Origin of the sequence: Streptomyces sp. NBC_01717 (assembly GCF_036248255.1) — a bacterium.
In the GTDB taxonomy this organism is placed as follows: Bacteria; Actinomycetota; Actinomycetes; order Streptomycetales; family Streptomycetaceae; genus Streptomyces.
This window is the reverse complement of sequence record NZ_CP109178.1, coordinates 5,732,351-5,751,731: the sequence shown is the minus strand read 5'-3', so window position 1 is coordinate 5,751,731 and position 19,381 is coordinate 5,732,351. Positions and strand designations below refer to the sequence as shown.

At 69.5% G+C, this 19,381-nt stretch carries 10 protein-coding genes and 1 pseudogene; 5 read left to right on the top strand and 6 right to left on the bottom strand.

The genetic code is table 11. The features are described 5' to 3' along the window. The first annotated feature begins 26 nt into the window (after positions 1-26). The 3 genes and pseudogenes from OHB49_RS26030 to OHB49_RS26020 all read left to right on the top strand — a co-directional run bounded on the left by OHB49_RS26030 (position 27) and on the right by OHB49_RS26020 (position 3,715). Positions 27-950, top strand: coding sequence for a carbohydrate ABC transporter permease (locus OHB49_RS26030; RefSeq protein WP_030971190.1), 924 nt, complete (start codon positions 27-29; stop codon positions 948-950). Between the two features lie 247 nt (positions 951-1,197). Then, positions 1,198-1,453, top strand: a pseudogene (locus OHB49_RS26025) (CDP-glycerol glycerophosphotransferase family protein); the annotation flags it as partial. Between the two features lie 84 nt (positions 1,454-1,537). After that, on the top strand, positions 1,538-3,715 hold the full coding sequence (locus OHB49_RS26020) for a bifunctional glycosyltransferase/CDP-glycerol:glycerophosphate glycerophosphotransferase (RefSeq protein WP_329163417.1): 2,178 nt from the start codon (positions 1,538-1,540) through the stop codon (positions 3,713-3,715). 70 nt (positions 3,716-3,785) lie between these two features. Here the strand turns inward: OHB49_RS26020 and OHB49_RS26015 are convergent, their stop codons facing one another. The 5 genes from OHB49_RS26015 to OHB49_RS25995 form a co-directional block, all read right to left on the bottom strand. Then, positions 3,786-4,160, bottom strand: coding sequence for a hypothetical protein (locus tag OHB49_RS26015; protein WP_030971196.1), 375 nt, complete (start codon positions 4,158-4,160; stop codon positions 3,786-3,788). Between the two features lie 79 nt (positions 4,161-4,239). Further along, complete coding sequence (locus OHB49_RS26010; protein ID WP_030971197.1) at positions 4,240-5,757, bottom strand: bifunctional glycosyltransferase/class I SAM-dependent methyltransferase; 1,518 nt, start codon at positions 5,755-5,757, stop codon at positions 4,240-4,242. Between the two features lie 29 nt (positions 5,758-5,786). Further along, positions 5,787-7,028, bottom strand: a complete 1,242-nt coding sequence (locus OHB49_RS26005; RefSeq protein WP_329163415.1) for a glycosyltransferase family 39 protein — start codon at positions 7,026-7,028, stop codon at positions 5,787-5,789. Positions 7,029-7,367: 339 nt separating this feature from the next. Continuing rightward, entirely contained in the window at positions 7,368-10,943 is a 3,576-nt protein-coding gene (locus tag OHB49_RS26000; protein ID WP_443079562.1) for a bifunctional glycosyltransferase/CDP-glycerol:glycerophosphate glycerophosphotransferase, read from the bottom strand. A 336-nt stretch (positions 10,944-11,279) separates the two neighbouring features. Beyond that, positions 11,280-11,888, bottom strand: coding sequence for a TetR/AcrR family transcriptional regulator (locus OHB49_RS25995; protein WP_030980239.1), 609 nt, complete (start codon positions 11,886-11,888; stop codon positions 11,280-11,282). 131 nt (positions 11,889-12,019) lie between these two features. Between OHB49_RS25995 and OHB49_RS25990 the strand changes: the two genes are divergently transcribed. Both OHB49_RS25990 and OHB49_RS25985 read left to right on the top strand, forming a co-directional pair. Next, entirely contained in the window at positions 12,020-12,970 is a 951-nt protein-coding gene (locus tag OHB49_RS25990) for an ABC transporter permease (RefSeq protein WP_030980238.1), read from the top strand. A gap of 4 nt (positions 12,971-12,974) precedes the next feature. Next, entirely contained in the window at positions 12,975-13,751 is a 777-nt protein-coding gene (locus OHB49_RS25985) for an ABC transporter ATP-binding protein (RefSeq protein WP_030980237.1), read from the top strand. Between the two features lie 283 nt (positions 13,752-14,034). On the opposite strand, the gene OHB49_RS25980 is transcribed toward OHB49_RS25985, so the two are convergent. Then, on the bottom strand, positions 14,035-19,065 hold the full coding sequence (locus OHB49_RS25980; RefSeq protein WP_329163410.1) for an NAD-glutamate dehydrogenase: 5,031 nt from the start codon (positions 19,063-19,065) through the stop codon (positions 14,035-14,037). Between the last annotated feature and the right edge of the window lie 316 nt (positions 19,066-19,381).

Sequence of the window (19,381 nt, the reverse complement as noted above, 5' to 3'; positions counted from 1 at the left end):
CGCCGGATACGGAAGGAGGGGCGCCGATGACAACCCCGTCGACGACGGCCGCGGCCGCCCGCACGGCTTCGGCCTCCCGCAGCGGCGCGGAGCAGGCGAAGCAGTCCCTCGGTTCACGGATCGCGGCCCGCGCCGGCGGCGGCGTGATGCGGGTCTTCCTCGTCCTGGTGGGCCTGTTCTGGCTGATGCCGACCATCGGCCTGCTGCTCTCCTCGCTGCGCAGCGGCGAGGAGATCGCGGCGACCGGCTGGTGGAAGGTCTTCACCGCCCCGTCCCAGCTCACCTTCGACAACTACTCCCGGCTGCTGGACAATCCGACCATCACCCACTCCCTCCTGAGCACGGTGATGATCACCGTCCCGGCGACGGTCCTGGTCGTGGTGATCGGCTCGTTCGCCGGGTACGCCTTCGCCTGGATGGACTTCCCCGGCCGCGACTGGTGGTTCCTGCTGGTCGTCGGGTTGCTGGTGGTCCCGGTGCAGGTCGCCCTCATCCCGGTCTCCAAGCTCTTCGGCGAGATCGGGATCTTCGAGACCACCTTCGGTGTGATCCTCTTCCACACGGCGTTCGGCCTGCCCTTCGCGATCTTCCTCCTGAGGAACTTCTTCGCGGAGATCCCGCGCGAACTCCTGGAGGCGGCCCGGCTCGACGGGGCGGGCGAGATCCGACTCTTCACCCGGGTCGTGATGCCGCTGGGCGGTCCGGCGATCGCCTCGCTCGGGATCTTCCAGTTCCTCTGGGTGTGGAACGACATGCTGGTCGCGCTGATCTTCGCGGACTCCGACTCGCCGCCGATCACCGTGGCGTTGCAACAGCAGGTACGGCAATTCGGCAACAACATCGATGTACTGGCGCCCGGCGCCTTCGTGTCGATGGTGATTCCACTTGCCGTGTTCTTCGCCTTCCAGCGCCAGTTCGTCTCCGGCGTGATGGCGGGGGCGGTCAAGTAGCAGCAGCACCGCACAGAAATCCATCAGCTGTACGTCGACCGGATGTACGTCAACATGGGGCGTGTCCCGTTACTCCCAACGGGCACGTCCCACCTGGCACTTCGCGCGAATGCCACGTTTCGGCGTAACCTTCGCGCCCCATCGGCCGTTTGCGGACCACCCGCCCGCACCAGCGAACGACCCATGGATGTGTTGTGCCCAGGTTCAGTGTCATCGTGCCCGCGTACCGGGTTCAGGCGTCTCTGCACGCTCCGCGCAGCTGCGGGCGGCGTTCCGGGCCGCGGTTCTGCCCGTACGACGACGGGCACGCGGCGGAACGGGTGGTGCGCCGGGTGTTCCTGGGCGACACGACCGTGCAGGTGCCCGCGATGTCCGCGGTGTCCCTCGCGGAGGGGCGGCCAGGGCCCGCGCCGGTCCCGGAGTCCGTCCCCGTAGCGGCCCTCCTGAGCGGGACCTCACCGGGACGCGGTCCGTCAACCGGACCCGACCGCCCGGCCACCTGACTTACCGGCCTTCCGACTTCCTGTTGTCCCCCGTCTCCCCCGCTGTCTGCGCCCACGGGTGCCAGTGACCGAGAAAGAGCGTGTATGCCCCGGCTGAGTGTCATCATCCCCGTCCGTCGCGCCCGAGGACATCTGCGCGAGTGCCTGGAGTCGGTGCTCTCGCAGTCGTTCACGGATATCGAAGTGATCGGCGTCGACGACGGTGCGCCGGACGGTTCGGGCCTGCTGCTGGACGAGTTCGCCGCCCGGGACGACCGGGTGCAGGCCATCCACCTCCCGGCGGGCGAGGGAGCGGGCCCCGCCGGGCGGCGCAATGCCGGGGCCGAGCGGGCCGTCGGGAACCATCTGCTCTTCCTGGAGGCCAACTTCGTCCTGCTGCCGGGTGCGCTGCAGGCCGTCGCCGACGCGCTGAACGCGGCGGGCGACCCGGAACTGCTGCTCTTCGGCCATCACAAGCGGTCGTTCCGCGGCAGGCCGCGGCCGACCCGGTCGCTGGAGCTGCTGCACGAACTGCCCGCGGGTCCCCTCACCCTCGCCGACCACCCCGAACTCCTCGACATCGCGCAGGTCTCCTGGAACCGGGCCGTACGCCGCACCCTGCACGAGTCCGAGAAGCTGGCCTTCGGCCCCGGACAGCACGGCGAGCGCATCTACGCGCTCCAGACGCTGGCCGCCGCCGAATCCGTCGCCGTCCTGCCGGTCGCCTGCGTCGAGCACCGCCAGCAGCGCTATCTGCCGGAACTCGCCGACGAGTCGGAGCCGGCCGACGGCACGACACCGCTCCAGCTCGTCGAGGCGTACGCCGGGCTGATGACGTACCTCCGGGACCGGCCGGCCCTCCATCCGCTGCGGGCGCTGCTCTTCGAGCGGGCCGCCCAGGAACTCCTGGCCGGATACCCGTCGGTGGAGCGACGGCGCAGGCGGTACGTGCGGTCCGTGGCCGCGTTCCACCGTAGGCACCGGCCCGAGGGGTACCGGTTCCCGGGCGGCGCCAAGGGGCTGCGGCCACGGCTGATCGCCGGTGGCCGGTTCGCCGCACTCGGCACCCTCGACACCGCGCTCGCGCTACGACGGACGATGCGCTCCGTGCCCGCCGCACTCCGGGCGCATGCGAAGCGCACGCTGTCCGCGCGCTACTACTGGTGGCAGCGCAGGCGTCCGCTGGACCGCGGGCTCGCCGTCTACGCCGCGTACTGGAACCGCGGGGTCAGCTGCAATCCGGAGGCGATCTTCCGCAAGGCCCAAGAACTGGCACCGCAGGTCCGCGGGGTGTGGGTGGTTTCGAAGAACCAGGTGGACACGGTGCCGCCCGGCATCGACCACGTGGTGCCGGGGACCCGTCGCTACTGGGCGACGCTCGCCCGTGCCACGTACTTCATCAACAACGTCAACTTCCCCGACCACCTGATCAAACGCCCCGGTCAGGTCCATGTGATGACCCACCACGGCACCCCGCTCAAGATCATGGGCCTGGACCAGCAGGACTATCCGGCGGCGGCGCAGGGGCTGAACTTCGACCGGCTGCTGCAGCGCGTCGACCGGTGGGACTGGAGCATCTCCGCCAACCCGCACTCCACGGAGGTATGGGCCCGCGCCTACCCGAGCGCCGCGCGCTCGCTCGAAACGGGCTACCCGCGCAATGACGTCTTCACCACGGCGACGGCCGGGCAGATCGCTGAGATCCGGGCAGGGCTGGGCATCCGCCCCGGTCAGCGCAGCGTGCTGTACGCGCCGACCCACCGCGACTACGAGGCGTCGTTCACCAGCAGGATCGATCTGGAACGGCTCGCCGAAGCGCTCGGCCCCGACACCGTGATCATGGTCAGGGCCCACTACTTCTACGACGGTGCGGGGCTGCCGGACCGTCCGTCGATCCTCGATGTCTGCGACCATCCGCGGATCGAGGAGCTGTGCCTGGCGGCCGACGCGCTGGTGACCGACTACTCGTCGGTGATGTTCGACTATGCCGCGCTGGACCGGCCCATCGTGGTGCACGCCCCGGACTGGGAGACGTACCGCACGGTGCGCGGGGTCTGCTTCGACCTGTTGTCCGGGGAGCCGGGAGACACCCCGGGGGCCGTCTCCACGAGCACGGACGAGCTGGCCCGGATCTTCCTCGACGGCAGCTGGAACAGCCCGGAGAACGAGGCGCTGCGGGCCGCGTTCCGGGCGAGGTTCTCTCCGCACGACGACGGGCGGGCTGCGGAGCGGGTGGTTCGGGCGGTGCTGCTGGGGGAAGAAGGGGCACCCGGCGGTCGTTAGTACTCAATCGCCGGACGGGCTCGTTCCTGCCGCCCGGCGATTGATCGCGCACCCGCTCCCGGGACACGCCTCAGCGTTGCTGGCCCGCCATGACCGTGACGAGACCGATGACCACGAGCAGCGAGCCGCCCCAGGTCCACATCGAGGTCCGCTCGTGCAGCACCGTCGATCCGGCCAGCACGATCAGCAGATAGCCGAGCGCGTTGAACGGGTACGCGATGCTCAGCGGCACCTTGGCCAGCGTCGCCATCCAGGCGAGCGCGGACACCGCGAAGACGAGCAGCCCGAAGATCACCCACGGGCTGGTCGCCGCGCGCATCGCCAGGGATCCGCCGTCACGCCCGACGGTCGCCGCGGCGCCCTTCATCCCGTGCTTGAGCATGATCTGGCCGCCCGCCGACGCGAACACGGCGAACAGCAGCAGCGTCAGACTGGGCAGGGTCAAGGTCTTGCTCCTGACGGGGGCGGCGGGCACCGGCTCGGGGGCGCGTGCGGAGTGGGCCACGGAGGCGGCGGTGGCCGTCTCAGACTCCGACCCGGCCGGCAGGGACGTACTGTCGGTTGAGGATGTCCTGTACATCGACGTGCTCTCCAGCGATGATCGTCTCGGCCGCATGCGGGGTGAGCAGTGCGACGTGCTGATAGCCGAACAGCGTCGGCCGGACCCTGGTCAGCAGCTTCGACAGGCCGCCGAGGGTCGTGGCGAGCGGTCCGCGACCGCCGAGCAGCGACCAGAACGGCGCCCCGGTGGACGCGATGTCGAGGACGTCGTAGCCGGCGTTCCGGACGGTGCGGCGCAGGCTGGCCCGGGTGAAGAAGCGCAGATGCGTCTCGTCCAGGATGCCGCGCCGGTCGTAGTCGAAGACTCCGAGCGCGACCCGCAGCCGTGAGTACCAGTGGCTGAAGTTCGGTACGGACAGCAGCACATGGCCGCCCGGCCGGAGCACGGTCGCGGCCTCGGAGAGGACGCGTTCGGGACGGGAGAGGTGCTCGATGACATCGCCGGCGACCACATAGTCGAAATCGGCGCCGATCTCGTCGGGCAGCCCCTCCTCCAGGTCGGCGAGGTGGAAGTGCGTGCACTTCTCGCGAACGCCCGGGACCTCGATGTAGTCGACGCCGGTCACCTCGTGGCCGAGCGCCTCCAGACGCTGCGCGAACAGACCGCCGGAGCAGCCGAGATCGAGGACGCGGCCGGGCGGCAGCGCCCGCATCTTCTCCAGGATGACGGCGTGCGAGGAACCGTCGCCCTCCTTGAAGGCGTACTCCACGGGCTTGGGGATCCAAGCACAGGTGCCGAACCCCTTGATGGCGAGGCGGTATTCGAGGACGTCCTTGACGACGTCCTTCGCGTACTTCATGCCGTTGACGTAGCAGATCTCGTCGCCGTAGTACGTCGGGACGGGGATCTCCTTGATCCGCATCCCTTCGTTGAGCAGCTGGACGATGATCTGGGTGTCGAAGTCGAACGCGTCGGTGTTCCGGGCGATGGGAAGTTTCTTGAGCGCCGCGACGCTGTAGGCACGGTAGCCGGAATGGAATTCGGTGAGCTTCGAGCCGAGGAGCCTGTTCTCCACGCGGGTGAGAATGCGATTGCCGAGCCACTTGTACATCGGCATGCCGCCCTTGAGGGCGCTGCCGGACTTCATCATCCGCGAACCGAACACGGCTTCGCATTCGCCGCGCTCGATCGGTGCGACCATATCGGGCAGCAGTTCGGGGGCGTACTGTCCGTCGCCGTGCAGGAGCACGATGATGTCCAGCCCGTGTTCGGCGGCCAGCGCGTATCCGGCCTTCTGGTTTCCGCCGTATCCGAGATTCTTGGTGTGCCGCATCACGACGGTCCGCGGCATTCCCTCCGCCAGCGACCAGCGGCATCCTGCGGTGAAGGTCGCATCATGGCTCGCGTCGTCGAGAATGAGGATCTCGGAGACCCGGGACCGGAAATCCTCCGGAATCCGGTCGAGGGTCTTCTCCAGCGTCGTCTCGGCGTTGTACGCGACCACCAGGATGCCGATCCTGGGGCTCGTGCTTTCCTTCACGGGAGGTTCTCCAGTGTGCTCGGGTGTGGTCAGTTGACGGCGGAACCGAACGGATGCGAAGTGCGGGGCGCAGCGACCGATGTCGGTTCGGCGGGGGACGACGGGGGCCCGTCCGGCGGGTCGGCGAGGATCCTGCGGATGCCTCTGACCAGACAGACCGCGAGCAGGAACCAGCCGGCGGTGCCCAGTTGCAGCGCCGTCTCGCTCCATCGCACGGGGGAACGTCCCTGGTAGCCGAGAATGGCCGTCCAGCCGAGCAGGCAGCTGTACGCGGCCCCCTCCCAGAACCCGATGACGAACATCGCGGCGGCCGCCCAGGTCAGGTACTGCAGGCCGGACGCGGTGGAGAGCAGCAGCAGGAGGCCCATCGTCACAGCGACGACACCGGGCAGCTGCCCGGGCCGCACCCAGGCCAGCCAGACACCGACGGCCACACAGATCAGCACGAAGAGGAAGTGGCCCTCACCGCGGAGGAAGGCGATGAAGGACTCCGGCAGGCCGAGCACATCGGCGAACCGAACGAGGCCCCAGAGGCGGTAGGCGCCCCCCGTGTACTCCAGGACGTTGTCTTTGAGGTTCTCCGGCACGGTCACCAGCACGGGTCCCCAGACGAGCGCGACCACCGCGGTGAACCCCGCGGTGAAGCGGACGAACATCGGCCGGCCGGCCCGCAGCGCGACGACGAAGAGCGCCGGGATCACCACGACCGGGATGAACTTGACGCTGATCGACAGCGCGGCGGCCACCCCGGCGGACAGCGGTGACCTCCGGTCGGTCAGTAGATACGCGGCGGCGAGGGCGAAAGCGATGGCGACCGCGTCGGTGTTGCCGTGGTAGCCCGAGGTGGCGATCAGCACAGGGCTGAGGGCCACGCCGATCCCGCAGGCGACCGCGGTACGCAGACTGCGGCGCCGCCGGACAATTTCGAACACGATGAGTGTGCAGAAGAAGTCGGCGATCGAAGCAGGTGACCGGATCAGCGTCCCGAACGGAATTCCGAGTTCGGCGATTTCATTCAGCCCGAGGAGCATCCAGCCGGCCAGCGGCGGATGATTATAGACGGGCAGGCCCGGCAGCGGCTGCTCATAAATGCGAACGGGGCCGTAAACAGTGACGGCCTTGGCGAAACCTTGGAAATAACGCACATCGGCTGGGCCCGACGTGTTAGCCGCGATCAGCATTCTGACGAGCAGCCCTATGGCCGCAGCGACGAACACGACAGCTCTTGCGCGCCGCACGCTCCAGGCGTCGCACCACGTTCGGATACCCATGAAAACGAACGTAGCAACCCGCAGCCACTATCCAGTGCACCGATCAACATACTTAAGCGAACGAGTGAATCGCTCCCCGCCCATCTGCACGTACACCGGACGGCGCGAATCACTCGAACGGTTCACTTGTCCCCCAATGCGCGGGCGCTTCCTGTCGTTCACCACGTCCGGCTCCGGTCCCGCCCGGGCACGGGGGCCGGAACCGGACTCCGGGGTGGACCGGCCCCCCGGAGAGCCCGCGCCGAACGGGAAGCGAAAGCGGGAACCCAGTGCATCCAAAACCGTTCGGGATGCGCCCAGCACGCAGCCGTGGGTCCAGGACTCACTTATGTGCACTGGCTAGGAACGGTCGGGCTGCAGCATCCGGTCGACCACCCGCTGCGCCGCGTGCCCGTCGTCGAGGTCGCAGAAGTCCCGCCGAAACGCCTCGTACGCCTGCGCGTGTCCCGCGGTGGCCCGGACCGGGTCGCGCAGTGCCTCGACGAGATCGGCGGAGTCGGGGATCAGCGGGCCGGGGGCGCGGTTCTCGAAGTCGAAACAGAAGCCGCGCAGGGTGTCGCGGTAGTGAGCGAGGTCGTACGTGTGGAACAGCATCGGGCGGCCGGTCTGGGCGAAGTCGAACATCAGCGAGGAGTAGTCGGTGACGAGCGCGTCGCTGATCAGCATCAGCTCACCGACGTCCCCGTAGCGCGAGACGTCCCGCACGAAGCCGCTACCGGTGTCCGGGAGCCGGTCGGCGACCAGATAGTGGCGCCGCACCAACAGCACGGTGTCGGAGGCGAGTTCGTGTTCGGCGGCGGCCAGGTCGAGCTGGAGGTCGAGGGCGTATCTGCCGCCGCCCTGCGGCCGGTCCTCACGCCACGTCGGCGCGTACAGCACGACCCGCTTGCCCGCGGGGATCCCCAGCCGCTCCCGTACCGCCGCGGCCACCTTGGTGCGGTCCGAGGCGTGGAAGAGGTCGTTACGGGGATAGCCGCACTCCAGCATCTCCCCCTGATAGCCGAAGGAGCGCCGCAGGACGGGGGTGGAGAAGCTGTTCGGGGAGACCAGAACGCTCCACTGGCCGGCGCGCTGTTCGATGGTGGCGATGTAGGCGGCATTGGCCTGCGCCGTGCCCGCGAGGTCGAGGCCGATGCGCTTGAGCGGGGTGCCGTGCCAGGTCTGGACGACGGTCTGGCCGTCGCGCCGCTCGAACCATTCGGGCAGCTGGGTGTTGGTGACGATGTGGCGGCTGCGGGCCAGCGCCTCGTGCCAGCCGGCGGAGCCGTGGACGACGGCGGTGGCGCCCGCGGGGATCCGGGCCTGCTGATCGCGTACGACCCAAAGATGCTCGAACGCGGTGGTACGGGCGGCCAGTTCCTCGTAGATCGCGCGCGGCGAGTCGGAGTACTGGCGCCCGTCGAAGCTGCTGTGCAGGACGGTGTCGCGCAGGGGGGCGGTGCGCTGTCCGGCGTACGCCTCGCGCAGCAGCCGCTTGCCGCGGGCGCTGCGTTCCGCCGTGGTGAGCATGGACGCGGCGTTGACGAGCAGCTGGTCGTGGTAGCGCCGCTCGATGACGTAGGTACGGCCCGCGAGCGTACGGGCGGCGGGAAGGGTGCGGTGGGCGGCGGCCGGGATGCGCAGCGGCATGTCGCCCGTGTCGTCGGCGGCGCCCTTCGGGCGGAGGAAGAAGTACCAGTGGCCCTCCCCCAGGGGCAGTGGGCCACCGGGCGCCTCGACGGCGTCGGGCCGCAGCTCGGCCCGGAACCGCCGGGCCTGCGCGGGCCCGGAGAACACCACCGGGAAGACGGCCTCCTCGTGGTGACCGCTGTGCCGGGCCACCAGCTCGACGGGCCGGTCGGGGTCGTCGGGGAAGGTGCCCTCCAGGAGCAGCAGCCCGTCCTCCGTCCAGCTCGCCAGCTCGCAGGCGGGCTGCACGGGCCGGTCGCTGACCAGCAGGTTGCCCCGGGAGCTGGCGGTGAGCGCGAGCTCACGCGGCTCGTCGCCGCCCGCTTCCGGTGCGGGCGAACCGCTCGGATAGCGGCCCGGCGGAACGGGCCCCGGCACGTCGATCGGTGTCCTGCGGCCGTCCGGTCCGACCAGATGCAGGCTGTACGCGACGGTGGCCGCCTCCGTCGCCGGCCGCGCGTCGGTGACCGCTGCCAGCGGGATCGCGGCGGTGAAGCGCCGCCAGCCCGACGCCGACGGCACGGCGCCCTCGTGGACGGTCGCCGGGAAGTCGAGGGAGGTGCCGGAGGGACGGTGGGTGAGACCGATGCGGAGCGGCTCCTTGCCGAGACGGTCGCGGATCATGCCACTGATCACCACGGTGGCGGTCCCGTCGCCCGCGTCGCCCGCCCGGTGCGTCTCGAACCGGGCGTCGATCCGCTCCGCGTGCACCACCAGCTTGCCGCTGTCGAAGACGGGCACGATGCGGTGGTCGCCGTCCGGTCGGTGCACGGGCGGCGCCGCCGCGGCCACGTCGGTGGAGACGTCGGAGCGGCGCAGCATCCCGTGTCCGGCGATGCCGACTTCGAAGCGCCAGGTGAGCCGTTCGGTGTCACCGTCGGCGGAGATCCGGAGCCGGGCCGGGTCGATGACCGTCTCGAAGCCGGACCGGTCGTAGTCGTGCAGGCTCTGCCGGGAACGGACGGTGGCCTCCGGCTCGTCGACCGTACGCAGCCGCAGCGGCACCACATGCCGGCGCCCGGCCCGCAGCCAGCCGGCCCGGAACTCGCTGTGCCACGAGCCGGCGGGCAGGTTGCGGATGTACGCGTACCCCTTGAGGTGCAGCTTGCCGCCCTGCCAGTGCGCCTCGCACAGCCGGGCGGTGAGCGGCAGGTCCCGGTCGCCGACCCGTAGCACCGAGCGCGGTACCGGCCCGGTGAGGGCCGGGTACGAGGCGATGTGGCGCCGCACGCCCTGTACGGCGAAGGCGCCCGGTTCGGCCTTGTCGTGGGCGAGCAGCTCCAGCAGTTCGCCGGTGCGCCGTTCGCGTACGAGATGCCACATCAGACGCAGCCGCAGCGGCAGCCCGTCGAGGACGGCCGGGTCGACCTGGTCGGTGAACTCGTTGGCGTACGTGAGGAAGGCGCGGCGGTACTCGTCGTCCCCGTCGGGCAGCGCCTCCATGAAGTACCAGAGGTCGTTGGCGAGGACATGCGCCTCGTAGTGGCGTTTGTCGGCGGCGCTGCGGTGCTGTTCGAGGAAGGTGGAGACGCCCAGTACGTGCGAGGCCCGGTCCCGGATGCCGCGGACGACGGCGCGGCGGGTGGTGATCGAGCCGGCCCGGTCGCGCCAGTGGTAGACGGCGTCCTTGACGACGTCGACGGAGCGGGCCAGGAAGTGGGCGGGGAGGACGACGGGGATGTCCTCGTAGAGGGTGCCGACCGGGAAGGCGAAGGCGTGTTCGTCCCAGAAGGACCGGCGGAAGACCTTGTTGCAGGCGATCCGGTCGGCGGCGAGGTCCCAGTCGCGGGAGATGTGGGTGCGCAGCCGGGTGGTCGCCATGGGCTTGCGGAAGTTGGGCGACTGCTGGAGCTTGCCGGAGGCCCGCAGCCGGAGCACATTGCCGGACGCGATGTCCGATCCCGTCTCGTCGAGTGCGCCGACGAGGAGTTCGTACGCCCGGGGCGGCACGATGTCGTCGCTGTCGACGAAGGCGACGTAGCCGCTGTCCGGGTCGCAGTTGCGGACCCCGGTGTTGCGGGCGTGCCCGAGGCCGCCGTTCTTCTGGCTCACCAGACGGAACCGGCTGTCCTGTTCGGCGAAGGCAGCGGCCAGGGCGGCGCTGTCGTCGGTGGACCCGTCGTCGACCATCACCACCTCCAGGTCGTCCATGGTCTGCTCCGCGAGGGACTTCAGGCAGTCCGTCAGATAGAGCTCCACGTTGTAGACGGGGACGACGACACTGAGCCGTGGCGGCATGTTGAGCACGTCCGTTCATCGGGGGCCTGGTTGTCCGTATGGCTCAACCGCGTGAACGGCAGGGGGTCACCGGTTACGGCCTCGAACGAGTGACATCACAAGCCGTTCAGGAACACCATCGCACCACGCGGTGGGCGACGTGGCCGCCATGGTACGGACGGAACCGCTCCCGGAACATGCCCGGGAGCCCGGCCGCCCGCTGTGACCTCCGCTCCTCGATCCGAAGACCCTCAGCGGCTCGCCCTCGGTGGCGGCGACACTCCGGGGGTGTCGTCCGGGCCGGCGTACGCGCCGTGCGAGGCCCGGTAGGCGGACCGGTCCGGGGCGCAGCCGACGGCCGGGCGGTCAGTTCTTCTTGAGGGCGGCGACGGCCGATTCGGCCAGATCGTCCAGATAGCCCTTGGGCAGATCGCCGCGGACCACGGCGAGCCGCCAGTAGAGCGGGCCGACGATCAGGTCCAGGGCGCGGTCCGGGTCGCTGTCCCCGGGCAGCTCACCGCGGGCGACGGCGTCCCGGACGACCACGGCGGCGATGCCCTGCTGCGGGTCCAGCAGGGCCGACTTGATCGTGTCGGAGATCTCCGGGTTGCGCGCCGCCTCGACCAGCAGATCCGGGATGACCTGCGAGGCGACGGGGTGGCGCAGCGCATAGGCGGCCAGCTGGAGCACGGCGCGGACATCCCCGTACAGCGAACCGGTGGCCGGCGCCGGCATGCCCTGGACCGCGACGGCGGAGACCAGGTCGAGGACGAGGGCCAGCTTGGACTTCCAGCGGCGGTAGACGGCGGTCTTCCCGACGCCCGCGCGCCGGGCGATGCCCTCGATCGACATCCGGGCGAAGCCGACCGCCGCCAGCTCCTCGAAGACGGCGCTGCGGATGGCATCGGTCACGTCCTCGCGCAGCACTGCGGCTCCGGCGGGGACGCGGCGGCGGGTTCCCGGGTCGGTGGTCATGAACCGAATGATAGTCCGTAACGACGAAACGGTTGCGTTGCGACGTGGTCACGTCCTACTCTCGGCGTTGCGACGATACGGTTCCGTTCCGGCGTTCGCGATGGTTTCCTGTCCTCCCGTCGAAAGCGATCGTGGTGAGCCAGACAACAGCCCCGCCGACCACCCCGGCGGTGACCGACGCAGCCCCCGCCCCCCTCCTCCCGGTCTACGGGCCGGGTGAGCTCGCCGCACTCGCGGCCCGGCACGGGCTGACCGTGAGCGGGGCCCGGCCGACGCTCGGCGCGTACGTCCGGCAGCTGTGGGGCCGCCGGCACTTCATCACGGCGTTCGCCACCGCCAAGCTCACCGCCCAGTACAGCCAGGCGAAGCTCGGCCAGGTCTGGCAGATCATGACCCCGCTGCTCAACGCGACGGTCTACTACTTCATCTTCGGCATCCTGTTGAACACGAAGAAGAACGTCGAGGACTTCGTTCCGTTCCTCATCACGGGCGTGTTCATCTGGACCTTCACCGCCAGCTCGATCACCGCGGGCACCCGCGCGATCAGCGGAAACCTCGGCCTCGTCCGGGCACTGCACTTCCCGCGCGCCTCACTGCCCGTCGCACTGGCGCTGCAGCAGCTCCAGCAACTGCTGTTCTCTCTGGGTGCACTGGTCCTGATCCTGATCGGGTTCGGGCAGTTCCCCCGGCCGTCGTGGCTGCTGGCGATCCCGGCGCTGCTCCTGCAGGCCGTCTTCAACACCGGGCTCTCGATGGTCGTGGCGCGGCTGGCCGCCCGGACCCCGGACATCGCGCAGCTGACGCCGTTCGTCCTGCGCACCTGGATGTACGCGTCGGGCGTCATGTTCAGCCTCGACGAAAAGCTGAAGGGCGACGCGGTTCCGCACTTCGTGAAGGTGGCGCTGGAGTGCAATCCGGCCGCCGTCTTCATCGACCTGATGCGGTTCGCATTCATCGACAGCTTCAGCGGGGCGCAGCTGCCCCCGCATGTGTGGGCCGTTGCCACGGGCTGGGCGCTCGTGTGCGGAGTGGGCGGCTTCGTGTACTTCTGGAAGGCCGAGGAGCTGTACGGACGTGGCTGAGAACATGACTGGCGACAACGAGCGGATGCCGACCGTCGTCGTGGACGACGTCCACATCACCTACAAGGTCAACGGCGCGCGCACCGGAAAGGGCAGCGCCACCTCGGCCCTCAGCCGGATCGCTTCCCGGCGGCAGACCCCCGGCGTGCGCGAGGTGCATGCCGTGAAGGGCGTCAGCTTCGCCGCGTACAAGGGCGAGGCGATCGGCCTGATCGGTTCCAACGGCTCGGGGAAGTCGACGCTGCTGAAGGCGATCGCCGGTCTGCTCCCGCCGTCGAAGGGCCAGGTGCACACCCAGGGGCAGCCGTCGCTGCTCGGCGTGAACGCGGCGCTGATGAGCGATCTGTCCGGCGAGCGGAACGTCATCCTCGGTGGGCTGGCGATGGGCATGACGCGTGACGAGATCCGCGAGCGCTACCAGAGGATCGTCGACTTCTCCGGCATCAACGAGAAGGGCGACTTCATCACGCTGCCGATGCGTACGTACTCGTCGGGCATGGGGGCCAGGCTCCGGTTCTCCATCGCCGCCGCGAAGAGCCATGACGTTCTGCTGATCGACGAGGCACTGTCCACGGGCGACGCCAAGTTCCAGCGGCGCAGCAAGGAGCGGATCATCGAGCTGCGCAAGGAGGCGGGCACGGTGTTCCTGGTCAGCCACAGCAACAAGTCGATCACCGAGACCTGTGACCGGGCGCTGTGGCTGGAGGCGGGAACGCTGCGGATGGACGGTCCGGCGAAGGAAGTCGTCGCCGCGTACGAGAAGTTCACCACCAAGAAGTGATGTCCGCCGCCGAGAAGTAGGGGCCGCGGGCGGCGCGGGCACCTCGCGGGCGTACTCGCCCACAGCCGCAGCAGCCCGGTCATCCGGTTCGCCGCGCGCCGGCAGCACACCCCATCCGTGCCCAGTGGGCGGGCGGCAGCCGGTGACCGGTGCAGGAATCAAGGCCGTCCGGCGATCGAGGAAACCGCCATCGCCGGACGGTCGGGCATCGCATCCTGCCCCGTCCGGCGTTCGAGGGGGGAGCGGCCGCCGGACGCCCGGCGGCCGCTCCCCCCTCAGACCACTACGCGTGCGTACGCAGCAACGTCCGCATGGTCCGCATGGCCACCGACAGGTTGGCCAGATCGAACGAGTCCGACCCCCGGATCTCCTCCAGCGTGGAGCGCGAACGCGTCAGGATCGCCGCGTTCTTGTCCTCCCAGGCCGCGAACCGTTCCTCCGGCGTCGACGTCCCGTTGCCCACACTCAGCACATCCCCGGTGAGCGCGGCATGCGCGGCGTACAGGTCCTCGCGGATGGAGGCGCGGGCCATCGACTGCCAGCGGTCGTTCCGCGGCAGTTCGATGATCCGGTCCATCAGCTGGGTGACGCCCAGCCGGTCGGCGAGGTCGTAGTAGACCTCGGCGACGGCAAGGGGGTCCTTGCCCATGCGCTCGGCGATCGCCACGATGTCGAGCGCCGGGAAGGCGGACGAGAATCCCGCGACGCGCTGCGCCAGCTCGTCCGGGACGCCCGCCTCGGTCAGCTCGTCCAGGATCGACTGGTACCACTCCTGGTCGGGGCCCTTCAGCATCTTGGGCAGTTCGGCCCAGACCTGGTCGACGCCGTCCTTGAAGAAGCCGATCGTCTCGGCGATCTCCAGCGGCTGCGGCCGGTTGCCGAGCAGCCAGCGCGAGCCGCGCTCGACGAGCCGGCGCGAGTGCAGCCGGATCCGGGTCTGCACATCGGCGGCGACCTTGTTGTCGAGCGCCTCGACGGCGTCCCACACCTGGCCGAGGCCGAAGATCTCGCGGGCCGCGGTCTGGGCCCGCACGATCTCCGCGATCGACGCGCCGGTCTCTTCCCGCAGCCGGTGCAGGAAGGTCGAACCACCGGTGTTCACCGTGTCGTTGACCAGCACCGTGGTGATGATCTCGCGGCGCAGCGCGTGCCCGTCGACCGCCTCGGGGAACTGCGCGCGCAGCTGTGCGGGGAAGTAGGCGTACAGCAGCTTCTGCAGGTACGGGTCGTCCGGCAGGCTGGTCTTGATCAGCTCGTCGGAAGCGGTGATCTTCGTGTAGGCGATCAGCACGGCGAGCTCGGGCTGGGTGAGCCCCTTGCTGCCGTTCAGCAGCTCGCGGATCTGCCGGTCGCTGGGCAGGAACTCCAGCGCCCGGTCGAGGTGTCCGTCGCGGCCGAGACGGCGCATGAAGCGCTGCTGGGCGTGGAGCAGGGAGGCGGACTGGGCGACGGAATTGGCGAGCGCGGTGTTCTGGGCGTAGTTGTTGCGCAGCACCAGACGCCCGATCTCGTCGGTCATCTCGGCAAGCAGCTTGTTGCGCTGCTTGACGGTCATGTCGCCGTCCCGGACCAGGCCGTTGAGCAGGATCTTGATGTTCACCTCGTGGTCGGAGGTGTCCACACCGGCGCTGTTGTCGATCGCGTCGGTGTTGATCCGGCCGCCGCCCCGGGCGAATTCGATCCGGCCGAGCTGGGTGGCGCCGAGGTTGCCGCCCTCGCCGACGACCTTGGCCCGCAGGTCCTCGCCGTTGACGCGGATCGCGTCGTTGGCCTTGTCGCCGACGTCCGCGTTCGACTCGGTGGAGGACTTGATGTACGTGCCGATGCCGCCGTTCCACACCAGGTCGACGCGGGCCTTGAGGATGGTCTTCATCAGGTCGGCAGGCGTCATCTTGGTGACACCCGACTCGATGCCGAGAGCCTCGCGGACGTGCGCGTTGACCGGGATCGACTTCGCGGTACGGGGGTAAATGCCACCGCCCGCGGAGAGCAGTCCCTTGTTGTAGTCGGCCCAGGAACTGCGCGGCAGGTCGAAGAGGCGGCGCCGCTCGGCGTACGAGGTGGCGGCGTCCGGGGTCGGGTCGAGGAAGATGTGCCGGTGATCGAAGGCGGCGACGAGCCGGATGTGCTCGGAGAGCAGCATGCCGTTGCCGAACACGTCACCGGACATGTCGCCGACGCCGACGACCGTGAAGTCCTCGGTCTGGGTGTCGTGGCCGAGCTCGCGGAAGTGCCGCTTGACGGACTCCCACGCGCCGCGGGCGGTGATGCCCATGCCCTTGTGGTCGTATCCGGCGGAGCCACCGGAGGCGAACGCGTCGCCGAGCCAGAAGCCGTACGAGACGGCCACCTCGTTGGCGATGTCGGAGAAACTCGCGGTGCCCTTGTCCGCGGCGACGACGAGATAGGTGTCGTCCTCGTCGTGTCGGACGACACCGACGGGCGGCACGACCTCGCCGGCCACCAGGTTGTCGGTGATGTCGAGCAGCGCCGAGACGAACGTCCGGTACGCGGCGATGCCCTCGGCCATCCAGGCGTCGCGGTCGGCGGCCGGATCCGGCAGCTGCTTGGCCACGAAGCCGCCCTTGGCGCCGACCGGCACGATGACGGTGTTCTTCACCATCTGTGCCTTGACCAGGCCGAGGATCTCCGTACGGAAGTCCTCCCGCCGGTCCGACCAGCGCAGGCCACCGCGGGCGACCTTGCCGAAGCGGAGGTGGACGCCCTCGACACGCGGCGAGTACACCCAGATCTCGAACGCCGGGCGGGGCGCCGGCAGGTCCGGGATGGCCTGCGGGTCGAACTTCATCGAGACGTAGGAGTGCGGCTTGCCGCTCTCCGCCTTCTGGAAGAAGTTGGTGCGCAGGGTGGCCTTGATGACGGTGAGGAAGGACCGCAGGATCCGGTCCTCGTCGAGCGAGGCGACCTGGTCGAGCGCCCCGTCGAGCTCTTCGAGGAGACCGTCGATCAGCTCGGTGCCGGCGCTCTGTCGGCCGGGTGACATCCGGGCCTCGAAGAGGGAGACCAGCAGACGGGTGGTGTGGACGTTGTTACGGAGGGTGTCCTCCATGTAGTCCTGGCTGAAGGTCGAACCGGCCTGCCGCAGGTACTTCGCGTAGGCGCGCAGCACCATCGCCTGCCGCCAGTTCAGACCGGCGCCGAGCACCAGGGAGTTGAAGCCGTCGTTCTCGGCCTCACCGGTCCACACCGCGGCGAACGCGTCCTGGAAGCGGTCGCGGGCGTCGTCGGCGAGGTAGTTGCCACTGCCGTTGACCTCCGGCATCCGCAGACCGAAGTCGTAGATCCAGGCGTGCGTACGGTCGGCGCAGCGCAGCTCGTACGGACGCTCGTCGACGACCTCGACACCGAGCCGCTGGAGCGCCGGCAGGACGGCGGAGAGGGAGACCTGCTCGCCGGTCCGGTAGATCTTGAAGCGACGCTCGCCCGGGGCGGCACCGACCGGCTCGTACAGGCTGAGCGCGAAATCCTTCTCGTCGTGCTTGAGCGCTTCGAGGTGGACCAGGTCGGCGACGGCGGAGCGCGGCGAGTGGTCGGCCTTGTAGCCCTCGGGGAACGAGTGACCGTACCGCCGCAGCAGCTCGGCGGCCCGCTCCTCTCCGCACTCGGCGTTCAGCGCCTCCTGGAAGCCGTCGGACCAGGAGCGGGCGGCCTCGACGAGTCGGGCCTCGATGCGGTCCTTCTCGGCGTCGGTGAGGTCGGGCAGCTCGGTGCCGGGTGCGACACGGACGACGAAGTGCAGCCGGGACAGGATCGACTCGGTGTTCCAGGCGGTGAAGTCGACGCTGGTGCCGCCGAGCTCCTCCTTCAGGATGTCGACCAGCCGGAGCCGCACGCCGGTGGTGTAGCGGTCGCGCGGCAGGTAGACGATCGCGGAGTAGTAGCGCCCGTACTCGTCCTGGCGCAGGTACAGCCGCAGCCGGCGCCGCTCCTGGAGGTAGAGCACGGAGGTGACGACGGAGCGCAGCTGGTCGACGGGCGTCTGGAAGAGCTCGTCGCGCGGGTACGTCTCCAGGATCTGCAGCAGGTCACGGCCGTCGTGGCTGTGGGGCGAGAAGCCCGCGCCCTCCAGCACCTCGGCGACCTTGCGGCGGATGACGGGCACCCGGCGCACGGACTCGGTGTAGGCGGCGGACGAGAACAGTCCGAGGAAGCGGCGCTCACCGATGACATTGCCGTCGGCGTCGAACTTCTTCACCCCGACGTAGTCGAGGTAGCTGGGGCGGTGCACGGTCGACCGGCTGTTCGCCTTGGTCAGGATGAGCAGCTTGCGCTCACGGGCCTTGGCACGGGCGTCGGCGGGCAGCCGGTCGAAGGACGGGCTGACCGGGTGCGCCTCGTCCTCGCTGTGGTGCGGGTCGGAGCGCAGGATGCCGAGGCCGGTGCCGGGGACGGCAGCCAGTGCGTCGGTCTCCCTCAGCTCGTACTCGCGGTAGCCGAGGAAGGTGAAGTGGTCTGCGGCAAGCCAGCGCAGCAGCTCCCGGGCCTCGTTCACCTCTTCGTCGGCGAGGGCGTCGAGCGGCTCGCCGGGCAGGTCGTCGGCGATGCGCAGCGCGGCGTCACGCATCTTCTCCCAGTCCTCGACGGTCTCCCGTACGTCGGACAGCACCCGGAGCAGGTTCTCGGCGATCTGCTTGAGGTCGGAGCGGTCGGTCTCGCGGTCGATCTCGACGTGGATCCAGGACTCGACGACCGCGTCGTGCGGCAGCGCGGTCCTGGTCTCCTTGGTCCCGTCGGTTCCCTTGCGGGCCTGCGGGGCCGCCGAGAGGCCGTTGCCCTCGGCGAGGACCTCGATGAGCTTGCCGGTGACATCGCGGCGGACGACGATCTGCGGGTGGATCACGACATGGATGCCACGACCCTGCCGGGACAGCTCGTTGGTGACGGAGTCGACCAGGAACGGCATGTCGTCCGTGACGACCTCGACCACGGAGTGGCTGGACGTCCAGCCGTTCTCCTCGACGGTCGGGGTGTGCACCCGGACGTTCGCGGTGCCCTGCGGGCGGTTCTCCGCGAGCCGGTAGTGGGAGGAAGCGGCGCCGAAGACATCGACCGGGTCGCGGCCCGCGATGTCCTCCGGAGCGGTGTGCAGGTAGTAGCGCTGGAGGTAGGAGAGCAGCACATCCTGGCCGGGACGCTCGTCCTGCCCGGCACCGGAGCCCTCGGCACCGGTGCCTGCAACCTGCACCCGGGGGGTACCGCCCGGGCCGCCGACACCACCGCCCGGGCCGTTGTCAGCTACCTTGGCGGCCCGTGCGAGCAGCTCGGCCTTGGCTTCGTCCAGCTTGGTCTGCATGTCCTCTGGCTCCTGTCGCGCGCCGTTGCGTGACGTAGGTGAAAAAGGCGACGTACCGCCACGACACGGGGTTTCCGGTCGGAGACGACGCTATGCCGCTATGAGAGATGCCCGGGACCTTATTGGCCATTTTTGGCAGAGGGTCCGGGCTGAGGGGATCAGTCATCGCCCGGGCACGTCGGCACTCCGGGCGCAGGCCGGGGGCTTCGCTGCCCCCGAGGCGTATCGCGCTGATCACGGGGTCCAGGCTATCTCGCCCGTACCCGGAACCGTCATGAGCCGTATGTGTACAAAAGATGGTCCCGAACTTTGACAC